At 42.7% G+C, this 22,653-nt stretch carries 24 protein-coding genes and 1 riboswitch; of the genes, 8 read left to right on the top strand and 16 right to left on the bottom strand.

The window, feature by feature from the left end; genetic code table 11:
- The first annotated feature begins 36 nt into the window (after positions 1 to 36).
- Together tkt and SOI83_RS07215 are read left to right on the top strand one after the other, a co-directional pair.
- Entirely contained in the window at positions 37 to 2,046 is a 2,010-nt protein-coding gene (gene tkt, locus SOI83_RS07220; protein ID WP_320676022.1) for a transketolase, read from the top strand.
- A 184-nt stretch (positions 2,047 to 2,230) separates the two neighbouring features.
- Positions 2,231 to 3,184 (top strand): UDP-glucuronic acid decarboxylase family protein, encoded by a 954-nt coding sequence (locus SOI83_RS07215; RefSeq protein WP_320676021.1) that lies wholly within the window; start codon positions 2,231 to 2,233, stop codon positions 3,182 to 3,184.
- A 41-nt stretch (positions 3,185 to 3,225) separates the two neighbouring features.
- On the opposite strand, the gene thiC is transcribed toward SOI83_RS07215, so the two are convergent.
- From thiC to ruvB, 5 genes are all read right to left on the bottom strand, one after another.
- Positions 3,226 to 4,626: a phosphomethylpyrimidine synthase ThiC gene (gene thiC / locus SOI83_RS07210; RefSeq protein WP_320676020.1), complete on the bottom strand. Its 1,401-nt coding sequence runs from the start codon at positions 4,624 to 4,626 to the stop codon at positions 3,226 to 3,228.
- 28 nt (positions 4,627 to 4,654) lie between these two features.
- Positions 4,655 to 4,758: riboswitch (TPP riboswitch) on the bottom strand.
- Between the two features lie 143 nt (positions 4,759 to 4,901).
- Complete coding sequence (locus SOI83_RS07205; protein WP_320676019.1) at positions 4,902 to 5,120, bottom strand: DUF3188 domain-containing protein; 219 nt, start codon at positions 5,118 to 5,120, stop codon at positions 4,902 to 4,904.
- Positions 5,117 to 6,307 carry an amidohydrolase gene (locus SOI83_RS07200; RefSeq protein ID WP_320676018.1) on the bottom strand — a complete coding sequence of 397 codons (1,191 nt, stop codon included), beginning with the start codon at positions 6,305 to 6,307 and terminating at the stop codon, positions 5,117 to 5,119. Before SOI83_RS07200 ends, SOI83_RS07205 begins: the two co-directional genes overlap by 4 nt.
- Positions 6,304 to 7,119, bottom strand: coding sequence for a tetratricopeptide repeat protein (locus SOI83_RS07195; RefSeq protein ID WP_320676017.1), 816 nt, complete (start codon positions 7,117 to 7,119; stop codon positions 6,304 to 6,306). Before SOI83_RS07195 ends, SOI83_RS07200 begins: the two co-directional genes overlap by 4 nt.
- The gene (gene ruvB, locus SOI83_RS07190; RefSeq protein WP_320677706.1) at positions 7,119 to 8,126 is read right to left on the bottom strand and encodes a Holliday junction branch migration DNA helicase RuvB; all 1,008 of its coding nucleotides are present in this window, start codon (positions 8,124 to 8,126) and stop codon (positions 7,119 to 7,121) included. The genes SOI83_RS07195 and ruvB overlap by 1 nt, the downstream gene beginning before the upstream one ends.
- Positions 8,127 to 8,224: 98 nt before the next feature.
- Between ruvB and smpB the strand changes: the two genes are divergently transcribed.
- From smpB to SOI83_RS07175, 3 genes are all read left to right on the top strand, one after another.
- Positions 8,225 to 8,722 carry an SsrA-binding protein SmpB gene (gene smpB, locus SOI83_RS07185; RefSeq protein WP_320676016.1) on the top strand — a complete coding sequence of 166 codons (498 nt, stop codon included), beginning with the start codon at positions 8,225 to 8,227 and terminating at the stop codon, positions 8,720 to 8,722.
- Between the two features lie 86 nt (positions 8,723 to 8,808).
- Positions 8,809 to 9,039 carry a hercynine metabolism small protein gene (locus SOI83_RS07180; RefSeq protein ID WP_320676015.1) on the top strand — a complete coding sequence of 77 codons (231 nt, stop codon included), beginning with the start codon at positions 8,809 to 8,811 and terminating at the stop codon, positions 9,037 to 9,039.
- Entirely contained in the window at positions 9,036 to 9,512 is a 477-nt protein-coding gene (locus SOI83_RS07175) for a hercynine metabolism protein (protein WP_320676014.1), read from the top strand. The genes SOI83_RS07180 and SOI83_RS07175 overlap by 4 nt, the downstream gene beginning before the upstream one ends.
- A 5-nt stretch (positions 9,513 to 9,517) precedes the next feature.
- Here the strand turns inward: SOI83_RS07175 and SOI83_RS07170 are convergent, their stop codons facing one another.
- From SOI83_RS07170 to SOI83_RS07145, 6 genes are all read right to left on the bottom strand, one after another.
- Entirely contained in the window at positions 9,518 to 9,778 is a 261-nt protein-coding gene (locus SOI83_RS07170) for a hypothetical protein (protein ID WP_320676013.1), read from the bottom strand.
- Positions 9,779 to 9,830: 52 nt separating this feature from the next.
- On the bottom strand, positions 9,831 to 11,294 hold the full coding sequence (gene lysS, locus SOI83_RS07165; RefSeq protein WP_414153446.1) for a lysine--tRNA ligase: 1,464 nt from the start codon (positions 11,292 to 11,294) through the stop codon (positions 9,831 to 9,833).
- A 118-nt stretch (positions 11,295 to 11,412) separates the two neighbouring features.
- Entirely contained in the window at positions 11,413 to 12,222 is an 810-nt protein-coding gene (gene rpaB, locus SOI83_RS07160; RefSeq protein ID WP_320677702.1) for a response regulator transcription factor RpaB, read from the bottom strand.
- 292 nt (positions 12,223 to 12,514) lie between these two features.
- Positions 12,515 to 13,021 (bottom strand): rod shape-determining protein MreD, encoded by a 507-nt coding sequence (locus tag SOI83_RS07155; RefSeq protein ID WP_320676012.1) that lies wholly within the window; start codon positions 13,019 to 13,021, stop codon positions 12,515 to 12,517.
- Positions 13,021 to 13,752: a rod shape-determining protein MreC gene (gene mreC / locus SOI83_RS07150; RefSeq protein WP_414153445.1), complete on the bottom strand. Its 732-nt coding sequence runs from the start codon at positions 13,750 to 13,752 to the stop codon at positions 13,021 to 13,023. Before mreC ends, SOI83_RS07155 begins: the two co-directional genes overlap by 1 nt.
- Before the next feature lie 14 nt (positions 13,753 to 13,766).
- Positions 13,767 to 14,819, bottom strand: a complete 1,053-nt coding sequence (locus tag SOI83_RS07145; RefSeq protein ID WP_320676011.1) for a rod shape-determining protein — start codon at positions 14,817 to 14,819, stop codon at positions 13,767 to 13,769.
- Between the two features lie 142 nt (positions 14,820 to 14,961).
- On the opposite strand from SOI83_RS07145, the gene SOI83_RS07140 reads away from it, so the two are divergent.
- Entirely contained in the window at positions 14,962 to 15,345 is a 384-nt protein-coding gene (locus SOI83_RS07140; protein ID WP_320676010.1) for a single-stranded DNA-binding protein, read from the top strand.
- Positions 15,346 to 15,361: 16 nt separating this feature from the next.
- On the opposite strand, the gene SOI83_RS07135 is transcribed toward SOI83_RS07140, so the two are convergent.
- Positions 15,362 to 16,027 carry a DedA family protein gene (locus SOI83_RS07135; RefSeq protein WP_320676009.1) on the bottom strand — a complete coding sequence of 222 codons (666 nt, stop codon included), beginning with the start codon at positions 16,025 to 16,027 and terminating at the stop codon, positions 15,362 to 15,364.
- Between the two features lie 57 nt (positions 16,028 to 16,084).
- Positions 16,085 to 17,512, bottom strand: a complete 1,428-nt coding sequence (gene ahcY / locus SOI83_RS07130) for an adenosylhomocysteinase (RefSeq protein WP_414153402.1) — start codon at positions 17,510 to 17,512, stop codon at positions 16,085 to 16,087.
- 77 nt (positions 17,513 to 17,589) lie between these two features.
- On the opposite strand from ahcY, the gene tsaE reads away from it, so the two are divergent.
- Complete coding sequence (gene tsaE, locus SOI83_RS07125; RefSeq protein WP_320676007.1) at positions 17,590 to 18,072, top strand: tRNA (adenosine(37)-N6)-threonylcarbamoyltransferase complex ATPase subunit type 1 TsaE; 483 nt, start codon at positions 17,590 to 17,592, stop codon at positions 18,070 to 18,072.
- Here the strand turns inward: tsaE and SOI83_RS07120 are convergent.
- Together SOI83_RS07120 and mutY are read right to left on the bottom strand one after the other, a co-directional pair.
- Positions 18,012 to 19,055, bottom strand: a complete 1,044-nt coding sequence (locus SOI83_RS07120; protein ID WP_320676006.1) for a carbohydrate kinase — start codon at positions 19,053 to 19,055, stop codon at positions 18,012 to 18,014. The two genes, tsaE and SOI83_RS07120, sit on opposite strands and share 61 nt — an antisense overlap.
- 7 nt (positions 19,056 to 19,062) lie before the next feature.
- Positions 19,063 to 20,274: an A/G-specific adenine glycosylase gene (mutY, locus tag SOI83_RS07115; RefSeq protein ID WP_320676005.1), complete on the bottom strand. Its 1,212-nt coding sequence runs from the start codon at positions 20,272 to 20,274 to the stop codon at positions 19,063 to 19,065.
- 489 nt (positions 20,275 to 20,763) lie between these two features.
- Between mutY and SOI83_RS07110 the strand changes: the two genes are divergently transcribed.
- Entirely contained in the window at positions 20,764 to 21,606 is an 843-nt protein-coding gene (locus SOI83_RS07110; RefSeq protein ID WP_320676004.1) for an alpha/beta fold hydrolase, read from the top strand.
- On the opposite strand, the gene SOI83_RS07105 is transcribed toward SOI83_RS07110, so the two are convergent.
- On the bottom strand, positions 21,591 to 22,598 hold the full coding sequence (locus SOI83_RS07105; RefSeq protein ID WP_414153401.1) for an RpoD/SigA family RNA polymerase sigma factor: 1,008 nt from the start codon (positions 22,596 to 22,598) through the stop codon (positions 21,591 to 21,593). The genes SOI83_RS07110 and SOI83_RS07105 overlap by 16 nt on opposite strands.
- Positions 22,599 to 22,653: the final 55 nt, after the last annotated feature.

Genomic DNA, 22,653 nt, shown 5'->3' with positions numbered 1-22,653 from the left:
CAATCCTTCAGAATTCTTAAAACCACTTTTCAAACCATGACCGCTGCACAAGCTTCTCTCGACACCCTATGCATCAACAGCATCAGGATGTTAGCCGTCGATGCAGTTAACAAATCCAACAGCGGTCACCCAGGTTTACCAATGGGTTGTGCTCCCATGGGGTACACCCTCTGGGACAAATTTCTTAATCACAACCCCAAAAACCCCAGATGGTTCAATCGTGATCGATTCGTGCTTTCAGCGGGTCATGGCTGCATGCTCATCTATGCGCTGCTTCACCTGACTGGTTATGACTCAGTAACCCTTGACGACATAAAGGCTTTCCGGCAATGGGGGTCAAGAACACCTGGTCACCCTGAAACCTTCGAAACTGCTGGTGTTGAAGTGACTACAGGTCCCCTTGGAGCAGGCATCTCGAACGCTGTCGGACTTGCAATAGCTGAAGCACATCTAGCAGCAAAGTTCAACAAACCTGATGCAAAGATTGTCGACCATTACACATATGTAGTAATGGGTGATGGATGTAATCAAGAAGGGGTTTCATCAGAAGCCTGTTCACTCGCAGGTCATTTAAAGCTTGGGAAATTAATCGCTTTATATGACGACAATAAAATTACAATTGATGGGCGCACTGATGTTTCTTTTACCGAAGACGTTCTCAAGCGCTATGAAGCATATGGGTGGCATGTACAACATGTCCCTGATGGAAATACAAATGTAGAAGCTATTGCAAAAGCAATTGAAACAGCAAAGTCTGTCACTGACAGACCTTCAATCATAAAAGTAACTACTACTATTGGATTTGGTTCACCTAATAAAAGCGATACTGCAGGAGTGCATGGTGCACCCTTAGGCGAAGAGGAAGCAGATCTAACTCGTAAACAACTTAACTGGAACTATTCACCTTTTGAAGTGCCCCAGGAGGCCTATGATCATTACAGAAAAGCAATTACAAAAGGTGCGGACTTAGAGTCTCAATGGAATAATTTACTCAATGATTATCGAAAGAATTACCCTGACGATTCAGCAGAGTTAGAGCGTATGCTCCGAGGTGAATTACCAGATGGTTGGGATAAAGACCTCCCGACCTATACATCAGAAGACAAAGGTCTTGCCACCCGAAAACACTCTCAAATCTGCCTAGGTGCACTTGGACCAAATTTGCCTGAACTAATCGGTGGATCTGCCGACCTTACTCACTCCAACTACACAGATATCAAAGGAGAATCTGGTTCTTTCCAATCTTCCACTCCTGAAAAGCGCTATCTCCACTTTGGCGTCAGAGAACATGCCATGGCCGCCATCCTCAATGGAATTGCCTACCACAACAGTGGGCTAATTCCTTATGGCGGAACCTTTCTTGTATTCGCGGACTATATGAGAGGCTCAATGCGTCTATCAGCATTAAGCGAATTAGGCGTTATTTATGTACTGACCCACGACTCAATTGGTGTAGGAGAAGATGGCCCAACCCATCAACCTATCGAAACTATTCCCTCACTACGAGCAATGCCAAACCTCCTTGTCTTCCGCCCAGGAGATGGAAATGAAACAAGTGGGGCATACAAACTTGCCATATCCAACCGAAAGCGTCCAAGTGCTTTATGCCTAAGCAGGCAAGGTATGGCAAATCAAAAAAACTCATCTATAGACAAAGTTGCTCTAGGTGGATATGTCTTAAATGACTGCGTTGGAACTCCTGATCTAATACTTATAGGCACTGGAAGTGAGCTTGACCTCTGCGTAAAAGCAGCTGAAAAGCTCACATCTGAAGGCCACAAGGTTAGGGTGGTTTCCATGCCTTGTGTTGAACTTTTTGAGGAGCAAAGCCCAAGCTATAAAGAGGATGTACTCCCTTCATCTGTAAGAAGACGAATTGTTGTAGAAGCAGCAGAATCTTTTGGATGGCACAAATACATTGGGCTTGATGGGGATAGCATCACCATGAGTCGTTTTGGCGCATCGGCTCCAGGTGGAACGTGCATGGAGAAATTTGGATTTACGGTTGAAAATGTCATATCAAAGTCGAAAATATTGCTTGGCTAACTAGTCTTATATTATTATTTTTAGGAGATACAATAAAATAAACATCAGCCAACACCTTCATTGGTTTTGGCTGATTCCTAAACCCTAGGAAAGTAACCATAATTCAACCTAACGAATACAACAAAGGCACAAACTTCACCAACCACTCAAGCCGCACCTCTATCTAAAATCATTAACACTAACTATGGGAAACAAAACTTCTTACCGAAATCTAGTGACAGGGGGGGCAGGATTTCTAGGGTCTCATTTAATAGATCAGTTGATGCAAAATGGCGAGGAGGTTATCTGCCTAGACAACTACTTTACAGGTAGAAAAGATAATGTATCGCAATGGATTGGGCACAGAAAATTTGAACTTATCCGCCATGATGTAACTGTCCCCATCCAATTAGAGGTAGATAGAATCTGGCACTTAGCGTGCCCAGCTTCGCCAGTACACTATCAGTTCAACCCAATTAAAACAGCAAAAACAAGTTTCCTAGGAACATATAATATGCTTGGGCTAGCAAGAAGAGTAGGGGCAAGAATACTATTAGCTAGTACCAGCGAGGTTTATGGTGACCCTGAAGTACACCCTCAACCTGAAAGTTATAGAGGTTGCGTTAACACCATTGGAATAAGAAGCTGTTATGACGAAGGCAAACGTATTGCAGAGACCCTTTGCTTTGACTATCAAAGAATGCATGAAACTGAAATCCGAGTAATGAGAATCTTCAACACTTATGGGCCTAGAATGTTACCAAATGATGGGAGAGTAGTAAGTAATTTCATTGTTCAGGCACTCAAAGGCGAACCCCTCACACTTTATGGAGATGGAAGTCAAACAAGATCTTTTTGCTATGTAGATGACCTCATCAATGGAATGATAAAGCTTATGAATGGCAAGCATTCAGGACCTATAAATATAGGGAACCCTGGGGAATTCACTATTCGTGAATTAGCTGAATTAATCCGTAAACGCATACAGCCAAATTTAAAAATTATCGAGAAACCATTACCAGCTGATGACCCATTACAAAGACAGCCAATCATAACTTTAGCGGAAAATGAGTTAAACTGGAAACCTACAATTTCTTTAGAGCAAGGCTTGGATTCAACCATAGAATGGTTCAGAAAAACCATGAATCAAACTACATAATTAGCTTTTTAATTTAAACCAGCTTGCCCTAAATTAAAGCATCAAGTTTTCTTATCTAGCTTCACAGTATTCAGTTCAGATGCCCCTTTTGAATCCAAAGCTTTTTCAAGCTCAGCGATATCTTCATCTGTGATTTTAGTTTGCATAGGACAGTGTTTTGGCCCACACATTGAGCAAAATTCTGCTTGCTTATAAATATCCGCAGGAAGTGTTTCATCATGATATTCACGAGCACGCTCAGGATCTAATGAAAGGTCAAATTGTTTATTCCAATCAAAGGAATAACGTGCACGGCTTAGCTCATCATCTCGTAGGCGAGCACCTGGGCGATGTCTAGCAATGTCGGCTGCATGAGCAGCAATTTTATAAGCTATAAGCCCTTCACGAACATCCTCTGGATTCGGAAGACCTAAATGCTCTTTTGGAGTGACATAACAAAGCATCGCCGTGCCATACCATCCGGCCATTGCAGCACCAATAGCACTGGTTATATGGTCATAGCCTGGCGCAATATCTGTTACCAAAGGTCCAAGCACATAAAAAGGTGCTTCTGAACAATCTTCCATTTGTTTGCGCACATTGAACTCTATTTGATCCATAGGCACATGTCCTGGACCTTCAACCATTACCTGCACATCATGTTGCCAAGCCTTTTTGGTTAACTCCCCAAGGGTTTTTAGCTCTGCCAATTGCGCTTCATCCGAAGCATCATGGACACAGCCAGGGCGCAAAGAGTCTCCTAGAGAAAAAGCGCAATCATATCTTTTGAAGATTTCACAAATATCATCAAAACGAGTGTAAAGAGGGTTCTGCTTGTGGTGATAAAGCATCCATTGGGCCAAAATCCCTCCTCCCCTACTCACTATTCCAGTTAATCTCCCTTTCACCTTTGGAAGATGTTCAATTAAAAGGCCTGCATGAATGGTCTGGTAATCAACTCCCTGCTGGCAATGTTTCTCAATAATGTCTAGGAAGTCATCCTCAGATAACTTTTCTATAGAGCCATGAACACTCTCTAAAGCTTGATAAACAGGAACAGTGCCTATTGGCACTGGAGAAGCATTAATTATTGCTGTTCGAACTTCATCTAAATTTACTCCTCCTGTTGAAAGGTCCATCACAGTATCAGCCCCATATTTCACAGCAAGCTCTAACTTCTTTAGCTCTTCATTCACATCACTTGCATTAGGTGATGCGCCAATATTTGCATTCACCTTGCATTTAGATGCGACCCCTATGGCCATTGGCTCCAAATTAAGGTGATTGATATTTGCAGGAATGATCATCCTGCCCCTAGCCACTTCTTGAAGGACAAGTGACTCAGGCAGGCTTTCCTTGTTCGCCACATAAGCCATTTCTTCAGTAAGCACTTCATTACGAGCAAAGTGCAATTGAGAAACGTTGGCCTTTCCTCTACGAGGAGTCACCCATGAGGCACGCATGATCTAAAAAGCAATTTGGTCAGCCAAGGGTCACTCTTATTCACTTCCCTTCGCCGGTGCTACCCGGATCAGGTTCAGAGGGTGTGATCTCAGCCAGTCGAAAGTTTTTGACTAGCACCCCTAGCGGTATATAAAATTTAGCCCGATTTCAAGAACTAAGCCCTAAATCTACTAAAAATAAGCTATTTCAATTAATACCCTGCAATTTTTCATCCTATTGCTTAGCCAAAAACCAAGAAGAAATTACTATTTTAAAAACCTCAAGACTCTTTCATTCATCTTGGTACCTGCCTATCTCTTAATAATGCCAACAACAACTTTTGGCGTCGACGACGTCTTCCAAGACTCCCACTAATAATTAGTCCAGCCCCAACCAGTAAGGCTGGCAAGCTCTGCAGTTGATCTGTACCCTGGCGCACGATAAGGCCAAAACAAGCCAAAACAATTAAAAAAGGGGCTGCAAGTGAAAGCCAAAGATGTCCGGGTGACTTCATTGGTGTTCTAGCGGTAACTCCGAACGCTTATTGATCCATTCAAGAAGAGTAGCGGTAAAAACCTTGATACCAACAGCTAAACAATCTTCACTTGGACAGAACTTGCCACTATGCAAAGGAGCACATCCATCAGTATCAGCAACACCAAGTCTAAACATGGCTCCTGGTACATCTTGTAAAAACTCAGCAAAATCTTCTGCTCCCAAAGAAGGCTTCGCAAGCCATAAGACTTTTTCGGTTCCTAGCTGTGAACTTGCTGATCTTTTCAACAAATCAATTAGTTCTGGATCGTTAACTACAGGTGGAGCAATAGAACGATACTTAACTAAAGCTTTTGCACCAAAACTACTGCAAATACCCTTTACTGTCTCTTCTATCCAAGCTGGCAAATGTTTATTAAGAGTGTTGTCTAAACATCGAACAGTCCCTATGAGTCTCACACGGTCGGCAATGACATTAAAAGCACTACCACCATCAATCTTGCCAAAGCTAACAACTACAGGCTCAAGAGCATCTAAACGCCGACTAATTGCTTCCTGCAATCCAGTTATTACCCTCGCAGCAATCCAAATTGCATCTACTGAATCATGAGGCCTCGCCCCATGTCCTCCTTCACCAAGAATTTGTATCTCTAGTTCGCCAGCTGCTGCCGTAAGTGTGCCAGAACGGATTCCAATACTGCCAACAGGCAACTCAGGAAAAACATGTACCCCAAAGAGCGCTTCAAGGCCTAGATGAGCGCCCTCATCTCTCATCCAACCAGCTCCTTGAGCAAGCTCCTCAGCGGGTTGAAAAATTATCCGAACTCCTACAGGAAGCTCTTCATCTGCCAAAAGCCTTGCCACTCCAATCCCAATAGTGGTGTGCAAATCATGCCCACATGCATGCATTACACCCTGCCTTTTAGAGGTATAAGCCAAACCAGTTTGTTCTTCTACTGGCAATGCATCCATATCAACTCTTAATCCAATACAAGGCCTATCAGTTCCTAAATCAGCAACAACACCAGTACGACCGACCCCTTCTTTAACCCTCCAACCAATCTTGCGCAGCTCACCTGCAACAAGAGCAGCGGTCTGGTATTCCTCACCACTTAATTCAGGATGAGCATGCAAATGTCTTCGCAGCTCAATCAAATCATCTAAAAAACCTTCAAGACGTTCAGTCCAATTCAAAATCCTTTTCATCGCCTCCGTAGATCAAGAAAAGCCATGAGATCTGCGGTTGGCTCTGATGGCCAACGACGAATTTCTACAAGCCATTCTCTATCCCTATAGCGATTGTCCAATCCAGCGACTGCAGCCCAATGACTCTCAGCCTCTCCAAAAGATCCACTTCGCCATAAAAGTGCAGACAAAGCAGCTCGGGCATCAGCCATCATGGGATAACGCCGAATTATGTTACGTAGTTGGGATTCTGCGTTATCAAAATCACCTAATTGATAGGCCGACAAAGCTTGACTAGAGCGCGCCATTGCAAAACCTGGTCTAGAAATTGAAGCCCTTTTATAAAGGTCTTGGGCCTTTTCCCAATCACCTTGCGATCCCAAAACATTTGCGAGGTTATAAAGCGCTGAAGAATTCTCTGGATCCTGACCAAGAATAAACAAATAATCGCTTGCCGCATCATCCCAAAGGTGCAAAAGCTCCTCTGCAATACCTCTATTCAAATAAGGATCTATCTCCAATGGATCCAGACCTATAGCTATCGATTGATCTGCAATAGCCCCGTCAACATCACCTAAAGCCAAACGTACATTTCCTCTATTGCTCAAAGCTGCAGCATCGTTAGGAGCAATATCTAAAAACTGATCCCAACGAGTTAAAGCAGAACCAAAATCACCTTCTTTACTTTCTGAAAGTGCCTGTTCAAAAAGAACTTGTAATTCAGAATCATCTTGCTGAGCATCAAGCCCTTGAGGAAATACAGTAATGTTAATTATTAAAATAACTATTAAGCATACTCTAAAGAATATTGAGGATGATTCAAAAAGTCTCATTAAGGTTTAGTTGATAAGAGATGGTTTCGCCCTGCTTCTGTCAGAATTCTTCCACGAGGTGTTCGTTGAATAAAACCAATCTGAAGCAAGAAAGGTTCAACTACAGATTCTAATGTAGTGGAATCCTCAGAAAGAGCAGCAGCAAGAGTCTCCAATCCTACAGGCCCACCACCATGATTATTATTTAAAACTTCTAATAAACGCCTATCGCTTTGATCAAGCCCAAGAGTATCTACATGATGGAGCTGAAGAGCTTCATCAACTAGTCTTGGCTCGATCAATAAAACACTTCCACGCACTGCAGCAAAATCTCTAATACGCCTAAGTAAACGATTCGCAATTCGTGGAGTTCCTCTACATCTTCGCGAGACCTCCAAACAAGCCTCCTCTGTTAATGATAAATGCAATAAATCAGAAGTTCTTTGAACAATTAATTTGAGATCATCAAGACCATAAAAGCCAAGTCGCTGAATCAATCCAAATCTATCCCTTAATGGCGAACTCAAGGCTCCTGCTCGAGTAGTTGCTCCCACTAATGTAAAAGGGGGAAGCTCTAAGGCTCTTGTTCTTGCTGTGCCCCCTCTACCAACAGTCAAGTCAATCCTTCTATCCTCCATGGCGGGATACAACAGTTCTTCCGCAACTCTTGTGAGTCGATGGATTTCATCAATAAATAAAACCTCACGAGGCTGCAAATTGACCAATAAACCCACGATGTCTCGAGGACGCTCCAGCGCTGGAGCACTCGTGATTCGACATCTAACACCAAGTTCTTTAGCTAAAACCATTGCCATCGTTGTTTTGCCAAGACCAGGAGGTCCATAAAGCAAAACATGATCAAGTGCTTCAGCTCTCCCTAAAGCCGCCTCCACCGCAATTCCAAGTACCTGCTTTAACGCAGACTGGCCAATATATTCATTAAGAGACTTAGGTCTAAGGCCATCATCTTTTTGAGAACACTCTTCTCCTCGTAAAGCCTCAGCATCCATCAGCCTATCTTTAGGCATTTTCGGATAGGAATCCTCCCGACCCTTTTTCGAAGAAACTATTGCCATGCTGAAAGGGTACCTAGCAATGGATCAGGTCAAGTCATCATGAAGAACAGATGGTGAAATCAAGCAAAAAAAAAGCTTCAGCTGCTGCACGGGCAGCTGCCAACCGCTTATTAGCAGATAATCGTCTGGCAAGGTATCAATATCAAATTCTAGAAACGCTTGAAACCGGAATTGAACTGCTTGGAACAGAGGTGAAATCAATTCGCGCTGGCCAAGCAAATCTTCGAGACGGCTTTTGTCTTATTCGAAAAGGAGAATTGCAACTCCACAATGTTCACATATCCCCTCACAAACAAGCAAGTACCTATTTCAATCATGATCCATTAAGAGTAAGAAAGCTACTTGCACACCGCCGAGAAATTGATAAGTTACGTGGACAAATCGAAAAAAAAGGGCTCACGCTAATTCCACTAAGTATTCACCTGAAAGGTTCTTGGATTAAATTCACTATTGGCCTTGGCAAAGGGCGCAAATTACATGACAAGCGACAAGAGGAAAAACGCAAGGTTTCAGATAAAGAAATTAAATCAGCCCAGTCGAGATATTAAAATTCAAGAATACAAGTTATATTAATGCAAATGAGTATATTCCCGAAGAAAGCCTAGTCTATTCAAACACTCTCTCAATGCTAACAATGTCTAAAAAAGAACAGCGAGAAGTCTTGTTAGCCCAAAGAGAAGCTCTTATAGATGAGCTTGATAGTCTATATAAAAGAACCTTTGATCGAATAAGCACACTTAAAATCTCTGAAAGATCTATTGCGAAGCTTACGCAAATAATTCTTCTATCTCGAGACTCTGCCATAGCCCCGCTAAGAGAAGAAATTGAACAACCTCTAATAACTAGTCCATCAACACAACCATGAGCGATAATTGGCTGCAAGAGTTAGAGCAAAACCTTGATTCCAAGCTGGAGCGCTTCTTACGTTCAAACCCTTACCAAGACTTCTTGCTAAATGAGCAATTTGAAAGAGATCAAGGATACAAGCTAATGCGAAAAGAACTGCAATTAAAAGATGCAGCAAACAAGCTACGAAAAGAGTTAATTGAACTGGTAAAACAAATTAGGTTATGGAAGGAAAGGTCTAAACGAGCCGAGAAATATGGTGCTCATTCTTTAGCAATAAAAGCTGATAAGCATATTCAAAATCTTATTTCTGAAGGAGAAGAAATTTGGTCGAATCTCAAGCAATTAGGTGATAATCTTAGGGACATAGAAAAACAAAGCCTCACTCTCAACGAAGTATCCAGCTCAACAAGCTCGACAATCGAAAAGGAATGGAGAGATTTTGAAGCCCAACAAGAGCTTGATGATCTCAAGCAAAAAAAAGCTAACTAATTAGCTCAATTTTTAGCAGGAGGCTCAAGACTCACATTCTCTGGTGGTGGGGTTGGATCAGGATCAGCAATCAACATGTGCTGAAGCACAATCTCAGGCCGCTCACTATCACGCCAACGTATCCGATACGCAGGCATCTTTGTACCACGACTTGTGGTCTGCTCAACCGGCTCCATGACCCAGCCACGCCTAGAACGACCCTGGGGATTGCGCTTGACCACCGCATCGGTGTGTTTGAAGCGGAAACCTACGCGCTCGCCACTCATACGAAGAGGACCTTGCCACTGTTATTAATTATCCCACTGCGGCGGCCTAAAGCTAGGAACTTTTTGTTGTAACCTCTGGGCGAAGGAGAGGAAACGCAATAACGTCGCGAATTGAAGGGCTATCCGTCAACAACATAACTAGGCGATCTATACCAATCCCAAGCCCTCCAGTAGGAGGCATGCCGACTTCAAGAGCATTCAAAAAATCCTCATCTACCCCATGAGCCTCTAAATCGCCTGCCTGGCGCCTTAGCTGCTGGGCCTCAAGCCTTGCTCGCTGATCGATTGGATCAATCAACTCACTAAATGCATTAGCAGTTTCTCTTCCTGCAATAAACAACTCAAACCTTTCAACCAATCCTTCTTTGGATGGATGCTTACGCGCAAGTGGGGAAATCTCAATCGGATAATCAATGACAAAAGTCGGCTGAATCAAATTACTCTCAACACACTGTTCAAACGCCTCATTTAGTAGGCGCCCTACAGAATCAGAAGTTTCCGATACTTCTAATCCAGCACCAATCATTGCAGTCGTCAGAGCTGAATGATCGTCAAAACTACTGAAATCAATACCAGTTGCTTCCTCAACGAGCTCATGCATAGTGGCTCTTCTCCATGGAGGCTGGAAATCAATTTCTTGTTCTTGATAGGCAACCTTCATAGAGCCACATACCTGCAAACAAACATTGGATATCAACTCTTCAGTCAGATTCATCATGTCGGTGTAATCCGCAAAAGCTTGATATATCTCTACAGAGGTGAACTCAGGGTTATGTCGAGTACTGATGCCTTCATTACGAAAAATCCTGCCTAATTCATAAACCCGTTCAAATCCACCCACAACAAGTCGCTTCAAATGAAGCTCAGTAGCAATACGCAAATACAACGAAAGGTCGAGTGTGTTGTGGTGCGTAACAAACGGTCTTGCATCAGCCCCACCTGCCTGGGCATTCAAAACAGGAGTTTCGATTTCTAAAAAATCTCGTTCATCTAACCAACGACGTATTGCACTGACCATTAAGGCTCTTCTCCGAAAAGTCTTTCTTGAAGAGGGATTAACAATTAAATCCAAATACCTCTGTCTATATCTCTTTTCAACATCTGATAAGCCATGCCATTTATCAGGAAGTGGCTGCAGGGATTTAGACAACATGGTCCATTGTCTAACCTTGATCGATAACTCTCCACGGTCAGTTCGCCGCAATATTCCACTAACGCCAATCCAATCTCCCAGATCGACCAAAGTCGTGATTTGGCTAAAAGGCTTCAACTGATTTTCATCAGAGGAAAGTGAATTCAGTGTTGACTTGTCTAAGAAAAGCTGAATAGTGCCACTCTCATCGGCCAAAGAAAAAAATGCTAACTTTCCCATCACTCGACGAGAGACAATTCTCCCTGCAATAGAAACAACAACATCCCTCTCTTCACCATTAGGCAAGTCAGCATGATCTTCTTGCAAAGATGCAGTCTTGTGGCTTGAATCAAAACGTTGGGCATAAGGACCCTGCCCAATCATTTTTAAAGCATTAGCTTTTTCTAAGCGAGTCTCGCGGAGATCAGACAAAATAATCTTTGCAATCCGCCGTCATCTTGGCGCTAGATCATACATTTGGCCTATCCAAAGAACTTCTTCTTCAACTGGCTAATGCCACAGGGAATTCACCTGAGCGCTGGGATGCATAACCAATCCCTCTCACAGTAAGAATCAACTCAGGATTACGGGGATCAGGTTCCAACTTTCCACGCAAACGAGCGACATAAACATCAACAACTCTAAGATCGGCTGCTCGCCGTGGTGGGTAACCCCACAACTGCTCCAAAATTTCTGCTCTTGGAACAACACGACCGGGTTCACGGAACAACAACTCAAGCAAACTAAATTCGGTATAGGTCAAGCCAATTTTTTCACCCGCCCTACTTACTTGTCTGCGATTAGTGTCCACGACTAGATCACCCAGTCTCATTACTCCTTGACCAACTGGAAGGTCTCGCGGCTCCGCAACAGAAGAGCCAGGGCCAACCCTCCTCAAAATGGTGGCTATGCGTGCCTCCAATTCTTTAGGGCTAAAAGGTTTGGAAAGGTAATCATCAGCGCCAAGATCTAAGCCAGCAACGCGCTCAGAAATAGCTTCTAAAGCAGTAAGAAAAATAATTGGAACACAAGATTCAGCCCTAAGTCTTCTGCATACTGCGAAGCCATCCAACTTTGGCAACATGACATCCAAAACCACAAGATCTGGAGATTCGTTATGGAAGACTTCTAAAGCCTGCTCACCATCTTCAGCTGACATGACTCGATAACCAGCCAGCTGCAATCTGGTGATTAAGACCTTTAGAACAGCTGGTTCATCATCTACAACCAGAATTGAAGCCTTTGGGAATCCTGGAGCTTTCTGCCCAGGCCCATCAATGCTTTGTAGCTTGGATGGGCCTCCCCCTGACATAAGCAATTCCTCATCAAGAAAAGCAACCATAACCTTCCGCCAGTTAAGAAACCCAGCTAAAAGGCCTGATCCAATAGGACTTACTTATTTTCTTAAGATTTAACGAGTACTTACGCTTAGGCAATATTACTCAACCATTCCAAAAAAGAAGGTTAATTATCTTGCTCTCAAAGCTTTTTACCCCCCCAGCTACCAAATTTTCTTTTAAAAGCTCTTTTAAAAATAAGCAAAACTAATCATTTGTTCCTCCTCCACAAAAACCGATAATTCTGCAATAGGTGGATTCAATATTTTAAAACCGCTGCTGACGCCATTGCAACAGTCCCCAGGAAGCAATGAATGGAGCAAAAAGTCCTGTAAGGAAAGCCTCAATCAAGAGATTTTGCCAAATCCAAATAGAAAAAACGGAGCTGGAATCATATTGAGCAATGAAAAATGTCTGCAATGCAATCGTGAGTCCTAGAAAAATTGTTCCTAGCCAAGCTAATAACCCAATATTCAAACTACGTTCAACAGGAGCTCCTGATTTGCCTAATCGTCCCCACCACCAACCAAGAATCACTAATGCCGGAATTTGACTAGGACCTCCAATACTTATTCCATCAAGAATCAAACCCAAGCTCATTCCAGCCAAAACCCCTGACATCGGCCCATCAACGAGAGCCCAAGGCAACAACCAAAAAATCGACCAACAAGGAGCAACTCCAGTAAAGCTCAACCAAGTAGGACTCCACAAAGTGAAAAGTGGGACTAATAAGGCAGAAGCAACACAAGCTGGTCGTTTATAAAGCCTAGACATCAAATAGTTTGAACCTGTACCCAATCAATAGCTTCAGGAGCAGCTATTAGCTGAACGGCCGCTTGAGGTGAAGGCTGGGCCTTTTGATTCAGTGATTGAACAACTCCTATAGGCAAGTTTGGAGGTAGCAACGTACTAGCCGGAGAAGTACTTATTAAATCTCCTGCAGAAACTTTGGGATCCTTGTCTAAGAAAACAAGTTGCGGCCTTCGTGTCCCCACTCCAATTAATAATCCATGACGCTGAGTGCGAGGAACCCAAACCCCAATCCGACTTCCAGGAGCAGTTAACAACCGTACCCGGGAGGTGCTTGGGGTAACACTTTCAACTCTTCCAATCAATCCACCTGGCCCCAATACTGCGGCACCTCTTCGAACGCCATGAGTGCTTCCCTTGGACAGCTCAATTTGCTGCCACCATCCCCTGACAGATCGAGAAATGACTGCCGCTGAAATACGTTTATTTCCTCCTGAGGCTTGCAGAGATAAAAGACCTCTTAGTCTCCGATTATCTTCCTCTAATAATTTCAATTTGGTCTGAGATTCAAGGTCCGCCGCTGATTGAATCCATTCCTTTTGAGCTGGGCCTGGCCAAAGTGGCCTAGTAATGAACGCATAGATATCTACAACGCCTGCTCCTTTAGTCCAACGAACTAAAAACAAAACCCCTAAAAAGAACACCAATCTCCAAACTTGAACCAGTCTGCGTGTTCTGAAGACTATCGCCCAAATGGGAGACACAACAATCAATCCTTAATAGCAGCTCTTGCAAAATCAGGAGTATCAACTACTCGCCTAAACCTCTTGTAATCCTCTAGTACTTGGCCACAACCATTAACAACACAAAGCAATGGTTCTTCTGCCACATGAGTAAAAATCCCAGTTTCATGGCTTATTAAATCGCTAATACCACGAACTAATGCACCTCCTCCAGCCAACATAATTCCTCTATCAACAATATCCGCAGCCAATTCTGGTGGAGTTCGCTCAAGAGTTCTCTTGACTGCCTCAACAATGTTGTTCAAAGGATCGGCCATCGCCTCTCTCAAGTCTCCAGCCTGCAAATTGATAGATCTAGGTAAACCTGAAAGCATATGAAGCCCTCTTACATCTATTGATTGAAGGTCAAATTCATTATCAGGGAAAGCAGAACCTATACGAATCTTGATTTCCTCAGCTGTCCTTTCACCAACTACAAGGTTATGAACCTTTTTTAGATAGGTACCAATTGCATCGTTCAACTCATCACCAGCCACCCGTACTGATTCACTTAAAACCGTTCCGCCAAGACTTAAAACAGCAACTTCAGTAGTGCCCCCACCAATATCCACAATCATTGTGCCAATGGGCTCAGTCACTGGCAGAGAGGCGCCAATAGCCGCAGCAACTGGTTCATCAATCAAATTAACTTCTCTAGCTCCAGCCATACCTGCTTCTCGAACAGCTCTTCTTTCGACACCAGTAACACCACTAGGGATCCCCACCACTAAACGTGGTGCAATGATGCCACGACCTTCATTGCATTTCCGAATGAAGCTCTTAAGCATCTGTTCAGCTGCATCAAAATCAGCAATGACCCCATCTCTCAAGGGCCGCACAGCACGAATGTTTCCTGGAGTCCGTCCAAGCATCAATTTCGCATCATCCCCTACAGCCATAGGCAAGCCCTCTTCTAAATCCATTGCCACCACTGAAGGTTCCTGAAGGACTATCCCCTTCCCTGACACGTAAATCAGTGTGTTAGCGGTGCCAAGATCGATTCCGATATCACGCGAAAGCTTAAAGCGACTAAAAAACACAGTTGGCCGAGACAGATCGGCGAATCATAAGGGCTTTCTGCCGTTGATTAACCTGTTAATGACGGCGACAGGATACAAATACTTCAAACAGTTCTGACTTAAGTGACTCATTATTAGGCGATAACAAATTCTGTTGTGCATTATGAGCGTCAATTCAGTAACGCTAGTTGGACGTGCTGGCAGGGATCCAGAAGTGCGTTACTTCGAATCGGGGAATGTCGTAGCAAACCTCACTCTCGCGGTGAATCGAAGAAAGCGTGATGAGGAGCCTGACTGGTTCAATCTCGAAATCTGGGGGAAGCAAGCTCAAGTCGCCGCTGATTACGTTAAGAAAGGTTCCCTATTGGGTATTACAGGAAGCTTCAAACTAGATAGCTGGACCGATCGAAACACGGGGGAAAGTAGAACCAAGCCTGTTGTTCGCGTAGACCGCCTTGAACTTTTAGGTTCTAAAAGAGATTCAGAGCCCAATGGATTTACTACTAGCAACCAAAACAATCCAACAAATGATGAAATTCCCTTTTAATGCAAAAGGAATCAATTCATAGTTTTTTTTTGCGTTGATAAATTCTTAAAATTCGGATTGCCAGCCAACCAACCGCTGAACAAATAACTAAAACAAGTAACACTTTTATCACTTTAGAAAAAGGTTCCAACCAAATACCAACATTCATATAACTTGCCCCTAGTACATACCCGGCAAATGTCAACAAAAGAGTCCAAATAAGAGTCCCTGCGGTTGTCCATATCAAGAAAGGGGCTAGTGGCATTATCTCAATTCCTGCTGGCACAGAAATCAATGTTCGAATTCCTGGAACCAGTCTCCCCCAGAAAACTAAAGCACTACCATAACGGGCAAACCAGCGGCGACTACGAGCCAATTCATCTGGACTAATACCTATCCATTTACCATTATGAGTCAACCACAACTCCATCCTTTGTTCATTAACAAGTCGGCCTAGTCCATACCAAGGCAAAGCTCCCAGAACAGTGCCTAGCAATCCTGCCAAAACCACTGGAAGAAAATCTAATTGGCCTTGTTGAACATAAAAACCTCCTAAAGGCATAATAAGTTCAGAAGGTATGGGAGGGAAAATATTTTCTAAAAACATTGCCAAGAAAATCGCTAGATATCCAAGGGCTTGATTGGCTTCCACAGCATTTCCTATGAACTGAGGCAAAGCATTAATCAGTTCAATCAAACTCATTGTTCGTAGATACAGTGAAACCTTTTAGAGACTTAAGAAGAGATTTATATGGTTTTATCAATAGCGATAGTGATCACTCTTATAAGGACCTTCAACAGGAACATTAATATATTTGGCCTGCTCAGTAGTTAACGTGGTTAGATTGGCACCTATTTTGCCTAAATGCAATCTGGCAACCATTTCGTCAAGATGCTTGGGCAAAACATAAACCTTATTCTGATAATTTGAACCCTTAACAAATAACTCAATTTGCGCAAGAACTTGATTCGTAAAAGAGTTACTCATCACAAAACTTGGATGTCCAGTTGCACAGCCAAGGTTCACCAATCGGCCTTCTGCTAACAGAATGATCTTATTCCCACTAGGGAGCGTTATGTGGTCTACCTGTGGCTTGATATTCTCCCAAGAGTAGTTTTTCAATGATGCAACATCAATCTCATTATCAAAGTGACCAATGTTGCATACAATTGCCTCATCCTTCATCCTAGTTAAGTGGTCATGCATAATGACCTTATAATTACCGGTTGCTGTGACAAAAATATCAACTTCCTCAACCACATCTTCAAGCCTAACAACCCTATAACCTTCCATTGCAGCTTGCAGAGCACAAATCGGATCTATCTCTGAAATCATCACAGTCGCCCCCAATCCTCTTAATGATTGAGCAGAACCCTTTCCAACGTCGCCATAACCAATAACCAAAGCAACTTTACCAGCCACCATTACATCTGTTGCACGTTTAATACCATCTACAAGTGATTCCCTACACCCATAAAGATTATCGAATTTACTCTTCGTGACAGAGTCATTTACATTGATTGCAGGGAAAGGAAGGTCGCCACTCTTTTGCATCTGATAAAGACGTGCAACTCCAGTGGTAGTCTCTTCAGTTACACCTTTTATCTCTTCTTTAATTCTAGAGTAGAAATTTGAATCCTCCTTCAACTTACTGCGTATAGATGCAAATAATGAAATTTCCTCCTCATTGCTTGGATTTTCCAAGACCGAGATATCCTGCTCAGCCTTATTCCCAAGCATTACTAACCCTGTCGCATCACCTCCATCATCCAAAATCATATTAGGAGAACCACCGTCTCCCCATTCCAATATTCGATGGGTATAAGCCCAATATTCATCTAGGGTCTCGCCTTTAACAGCAAATACAGGGACACCAGTCGCAGCAATAGCTGCAGCAGCATGGTCTTGTGTAGAAAAGATATTGCAAGAAGCCCAACGCACTTCAGCGCCTAAAGAGACCAAAGTTTCAATAAGGACCCCAGTTTGAATAGTCATATGAAGACTCCCCGCAATACGAGCCCCCTTAAGTGGCCTTTCACTGCTGTATTTCTTCCTCAATGCCATCAAACCAGGCATCTCAGTCTCAGCAATCGAAAGTTCTTTCCTCCCAAAGCCTGCTAGACCAATGTCTGCAACTACATAGTCACGAAAATCCTCTACTGCATTAGAGGGCGATGATGTGGACACTGCCACCATAGTTAAAACTCTCAGAGGGAAGCTTGGAAAGGAATTTCTGCGAAATCCATGAGAGATCAAACTCTCACGTGAGGCAATCTACAGATGAACAATGGATCTTAAAGAACCTAGATGAAACTGTTGCGCTGGGGAAAAGCTTGGCCAACAAACTGCCTGATTGCAGCATCCTGCTCCTGGAGGGTCCCTTAGGCGCAGGGAAAACTTCTTTAGTCAAAGGACTTGCTTTAGGGCTAGGTATAGACGAGGCAATTACGAGTCCCACCTTTCCCTTAGCCCAGCATTATCCAATGGGTCAACCACCCCTAATACATATCGACCTATATCGTCTAACGGAAAGACAATCTGCTGATGAGCTTTTTCTCCAAGAAGAGGAAGAAGCCATAACCATTGCTGCTTTAATCGCGGTTGAATGGCCAGAAAGGTTGGGGATTGCCCTTCCTGATGCTTGGAAATTGAAACTGAAATACTTAAATCGAACCGAGCGTTTAGCTCAGCTGATCAAACCTTCGAAACTAGACAAAAAAACTTCCACTTCATGCTTAGAAGGCTGAGGTGAAATAGCTCCTGCGCCACCACAGACCATCGCACCACAAGCTGCCGCGAACCTAACCATGTTGTCTGGATATAGCTCTTGATCAGGAAATACATTTTTCAAGAGATATTGATGAAGTAAACCTGCGGTAAAAGCATCGCCAGCACCAGTGGTATCAACCACTGAACGCACTGGCATCACATCAGTTTCGCCCTGCCTCCCGAACATCCACCATTTCACTTTTTTCGAACCATCAGTAATTACTACATCTGGAGACAGGGGCAAAGACCTCGAAATCAAACAGGGATCTGTCTCATTGAAAAACCAAATCGCCTCTTCTCTGGCAAGCTTTAATAAAGAAGCAGACTCAAATAGTGTAGCTATTAATTCCTTCACATTCTCACTGGGCCCACTGTTTGCCGGCAATTTGGCATCCCAAAATGTTGGCCTCCAGTTCACATCAAATGCGATTCTCAACCCATTCTTTTTAGCCCTATCGATACACCAAAGTAGTGATTCTGCAGAAACAGGAGAAGCAAGTGGGATTGAGCCTATTAACAGCCAACAAGCCTTTTTATGCAAGTAATCCCAAACTTTAGAAATAGATTGGCAATCTATTGCTTGATCAGAAAAACCATCCTTTTGATCACCCGAAAAGCCCTTAAAAGTTCTATCTCCCTTAAGATCTCTTTGCACTAAAACTATTCGAGTGGGTCTTAGAAGATCTATTTGACAACCCTTTAAATTAACGCCTCTATGGGTCATTAATTTGCGGAAATCTCTACCAATTGAATCATTACCAAACCTACCTATAAATGCGACATCATTTCCAAGTTTTGCTAACCCACAGGCCACATTGGCAGGGGCTCCCCCAAGACAGTCATCTACAGGAAGATCACAATCTGGATTACCGCCCAAAGGTCCCAAGCGATCAACTAACCCTTCACCAAAACAAATGAATTTAGGTTGATTTAAAGCAGAGCCATCACTCCCAGGCATCATTTCTCAATTAGATGTCTTGAAAATACTCAGCTCTGGCTTTCTTGTCATAGTTCAAATGATCTCTTAAGGAAGCAATCATGCGAGCATTGGCCGCTGGAAATGGGTATTCAGACAATGCCGAAAGCGTAACCCATTTAACCTTTTGACTTGAAAGAGGTTTTGGCTCTCCATCTATATGTCTACAAAGGAAAACTTCAAATCGAAGTTTCATGTGGCTATAAGCATGCTCGAAAGAAACTAATTTTTCATCAACCTCAACATCAATATCTAATTCCTCTTTAAGTTCTCGAGAAATAGTGAGCTCAATCACCTCCCCTTCCTCCTGCTTACCTCCAGGGAATTCCCATAGACCTCCTAAAAGACCTTCGGCCAGACGCTGAGCAATCAAAACTTGCCCAGATTCATTAACTACTACACCAATTCCTATGACATGGAAGGGGAGCTTCTTTTTCACATCCTTCATTGGCAACATCTTCTGTTGACCAGAAGCGTAAGCAAAACAATGCCTGCGCAATGGACATTTAGAACACAACGGGTTTTTTGGTATACAAATCTTTGCCCCTAGGTCCATGATCGCCTGATTAAAATCTCTTGGCCTTTCATGATCAAGGAGTTGTTCAATTAACGTCCAAAGATCTGACAAATTTTTCTTAGGCTCGCTGTTGCAAGCAAATAATCGAGCCAAAAGCCTTTGAACATTCCCATCCAAAATGGCTTCAGGTAAATCAAATGCAGAAGAAATAATGCTGCCTGCCGTAGTTCGACCAATACCTGGTAAAGCCATCCAAGTATCTAAATCCCTAGGCCAAGCATTAGGGTCTCCAGATTCCTTAGCTCCAATCAGATCCAACAAAATCTTTGAAGCTTTATGAATACGACGTGCTCTTGAGTAATAACCAAGACCCTGCCAAAGCAATAAAACAGTCTGTTCATCAGCAGAAGCCAACTCAATTAGCCCAGGAAAGACATCCATCCACTTATGCCAATAAGGCAAAACCGTCTTGAGCTGTGTCTGCTGAAGCATTATTTCCGCAATCCAGACACCATAAGCTCCAATGATTTCCCCTGATGCAGGCCTACAGCCATCTGCTTTTAGCTTCCAGGGAATTGCATGTCGCCCGTGATCATCAAACCATGTAAAAATAACTCGCTGGAGAGCAAAAGCCTTCCCAGAGTTGATTAATAATGCTTGAGGACACTTTTGACTATTTTTCTTCAATGAAAAGCTTGCACAATAATTCGAAAAAATAAAACCATTTGATCATTCCAAATGATAGAGCTTAATACAATAAAGACGCTCTTAGGTATAGAAATTTAAAGAAAAATCGCATTACTACCACCCTCAAAGCTTCAATTATTAAAAGCTAAAATTTTATATAAGTTACGCTAATTGCTAACGCGCTTTTGAAAAGCATATTAACAACTAATTCTCTTCGGAACAAGCAAAAATAAAAAATTTAGATCAACTCAATGCAGGAAAGCTTAGTTCTTAAAGGTAAGATGATAACTTTAGTCGAGAAATAACCTCTTAAATAGATCTAGAGGAGATCAAATATACAATTGAGAGATTGTCCATTGGAGCAGAGGAAAGTAAGCTTTATTACTAGAATATTTCAAATAAAATCACTCTTAAGCAGTAAACTTGAAACCACCCAAGAGCCAAGCCTGGGAATGGCAAAATTGGAAAGTTGCTTGGAGCCGAGCTGGGATGAATAGCACCTCCCCAGCAGTACTTCTTGTTCATGGGTTTGGAGCTTGCAAAGAACATTGGCGGCATAATCAAAATATATTGTCCGCACATGCTGATTGTTATGCAATTGATTTAATAGGCTTCGGGAATAGCAGTCAGCCGAGGGCATTGCTACAAGGAGAAGAGTTCCAGGAGTCTGGTTTCTACTACAACTTTGATAATTGGGGCTCACAAGTGACTGATTTCTGCAAAGAAGTTATAAAAAAACCAGTCATATTAGTAGGGAATTCTATTGGTGGAATAGTTTCACTAAGAGCAGCTCAAATGTTAAAAGGACTTTGCTGCGGAGTGATTCTTATTGATTGCGCAACTAGAGCAATGGACGACAAGAGGCTTCCAGGGAAACCCCTCTGGATGAGCTGGAGCAGGCCAACTCTAAAGTTTCTTGTAAAGCAAAGGTGGCTGAGTAGTAATTTATTTCGTAATGCAGCACAATCATCTGTAGTCAAAAAAGTACTCAGGCAGGCATACCCAAGTGGAAGGAATGTCAACGAATCACTTGTAAGTATTTTACTGAACCCTAGTAAAAGGCCAGGTGCATCAGAATCTTTTAGGGGATTTATCAACTTATTTGATGATCATTTGGCACCACAATTAATTAAAAATCTAGATATTCCTATAGACCTGATATGGGGCGAAGAAGATCCATGGGAACCAATTCAAGAGGCAAAGAGATGGCACTCATCCATGCAATCTATTAGGTCTTTAGAAATAATACCTAATGCCGGTCATTGCCCCCATGATGAAATGCCTGAAGAGGTAAACCCTCTTCTAGTAAAGATAATTCAAGCAGCTAAATAACCTTCAACATTTTCACTCAATTTACGAAGACCAATCAATCCATCTCTTTCAAGATTACGGACTCTGTCACGACTAATACCAATAACCCTTCCTATAGCAGTTAAATTCATCGGATCTTCTCCATCAACTCCATATCGCATACGTAAAACTCTATTTTGTAAGTCAGGTAACTGTCCTAATAAGTCATTCAGATCGCTTTTCATACAGCGGGAATCAATATCCTGACTCGGGGTCAGATTATCTGTCGGAAGCATATCTAACAAAACTGTTTCTTCTGAATCCCCAACCTTCATCTCCAAACTTAATGGCTGCCTAGCACTGCACATTAAATCTTTGACTTCTTCCTCTGAAATTTCAACAAACTCAGCTAATTCTTTAACTGAAGGAGTCCTACCAAGATTTTGACTAAGGTCCCTTTGTCCTTTTTTTAACTTATTGAGCATCTCAGTAATATGTATTGGTAAGCGAATAGACCTACTTTTTTCCGCAATAGAACGAGTTATGCCCTGACGAATCCACCAATATGCGTATGTAGAAAACTTATATCCACGAGCAGGGTCAAACTTTTCTACTCCTCGAACTAAACCAATCGTTCCCTCCTGAATTAAATCCATAAGCTCCATATTCCGCTTGGTATATTTCTTGGCAACGCTTACTACTAAACGCAAATTCGCAGCAACCATACGCTCCTTAGCGCGATGACCAAGTTTTAACTTCTTTTTAAGCTCCGAAGGCGAAATTCCTGCAGCTTTAGCCCAATCTTCATTATCAACCAACTCTCCATGGTTTTGCTGCAGATCAGAATGCAGCGCCTCCAAATCCATCAAGTTCTGAACCTGACGCCCAAGAGTAATTTCTTGCTCATGGGTCAAAAGTGGAACCCTACCAATATCACGCAAATACGAACTAACTAAATCGACCTCGCCATATACCTTCTTAGTCATAGAAAGGTTTTGGCTAGAAGAATCACGAAGGGCAGTAGAAGAGGCCATCAACCGCTTGCTAAGTTATGTGAACATTACCTTACGCTTTGTAAAGGCGTATTAC

It is taken from the genome of Prochlorococcus sp. MIT 1300 (assembly GCF_034092375.1).
Classification (GTDB): Bacteria; Cyanobacteriota; Cyanobacteriia; order PCC-6307; family Cyanobiaceae; genus MIT-1300.
This window is presented reverse-complemented; position numbering and strand designations above follow the sequence as displayed.

Coding starts and splice junctions, on each gene's coding strand:
- tkt (WP_320676022.1), top strand. CDS start 37: ATGACCGCTGCACAAGCTTCTCTCGACACCCTATGCATCAACAGCATC.
- SOI83_RS07215 (WP_320676021.1), top strand. CDS start 2,231: ATGGGAAACAAAACTTCTTACCGAAATCTAGTGACAGGGGGGGCAGGA.
- thiC (WP_320676020.1), bottom strand. CDS start 4,626: ATGCGTGCCTCATGGGTGACTCCTCGTAGAGGAAAGGCCAACGTTTCT.
- SOI83_RS07205 (WP_320676019.1), bottom strand. CDS start 5,120: ATGAAGTCACCCGGACATCTTTGGCTTTCACTTGCAGCCCCTTTTTTA.
- SOI83_RS07200 (WP_320676018.1), bottom strand. CDS start 6,307: ATGAAAAGGATTTTGAATTGGACTGAACGTCTTGAAGGTTTTTTAGAT.
- SOI83_RS07195 (WP_320676017.1), bottom strand. CDS start 7,119: ATGAGACTTTTTGAATCATCCTCAATATTCTTTAGAGTATGCTTAATA.
- ruvB (WP_320677706.1), bottom strand. CDS start 8,126: ATGCCTAAAGATAGGCTGATGGATGCTGAGGCTTTACGAGGAGAAGAG.
- smpB (WP_320676016.1), top strand. CDS start 8,225: ATGGTGAAATCAAGCAAAAAAAAAGCTTCAGCTGCTGCACGGGCAGCT.
- SOI83_RS07180 (WP_320676015.1), top strand. CDS start 8,809: ATGTCTAAAAAAGAACAGCGAGAAGTCTTGTTAGCCCAAAGAGAAGCT.
- SOI83_RS07175 (WP_320676014.1), top strand. CDS start 9,036: ATGAGCGATAATTGGCTGCAAGAGTTAGAGCAAAACCTTGATTCCAAG.
- SOI83_RS07170 (WP_320676013.1), bottom strand. CDS start 9,778: ATGAGTGGCGAGCGCGTAGGTTTCCGCTTCAAACACACCGATGCGGTG.
- lysS (WP_414153446.1), bottom strand. CDS start 11,294: ATGATTGGGCAGGGTCCTTATGCCCAACGTTTTGATTCAAGCCACAAG.
- rpaB (WP_320677702.1), bottom strand. CDS start 12,222: ATGTCAGGGGGAGGCCCATCCAAGCTACAAAGCATTGATGGGCCTGGG.
- SOI83_RS07155 (WP_320676012.1), bottom strand. CDS start 13,021: ATGTCTAGGCTTTATAAACGACCAGCTTGTGTTGCTTCTGCCTTATTA.
- SOI83_RS07140 (WP_320676010.1), top strand. CDS start 14,962: ATGAGCGTCAATTCAGTAACGCTAGTTGGACGTGCTGGCAGGGATCCA.
- SOI83_RS07135 (WP_320676009.1), bottom strand. CDS start 16,027: ATGAGTTTGATTGAACTGATTAATGCTTTGCCTCAGTTCATAGGAAAT.
- SOI83_RS07120 (WP_320676006.1), bottom strand. CDS start 19,055: ATGATGCCTGGGAGTGATGGCTCTGCTTTAAATCAACCTAAATTCATT.
- SOI83_RS07110 (WP_320676004.1), top strand. CDS start 20,764: ATGAATAGCACCTCCCCAGCAGTACTTCTTGTTCATGGGTTTGGAGCT.
- SOI83_RS07105 (WP_414153401.1), bottom strand. CDS start 22,598: ATGGCCTCTTCTACTGCCCTTCGTGATTCTTCTAGCCAAAACCTTTCT.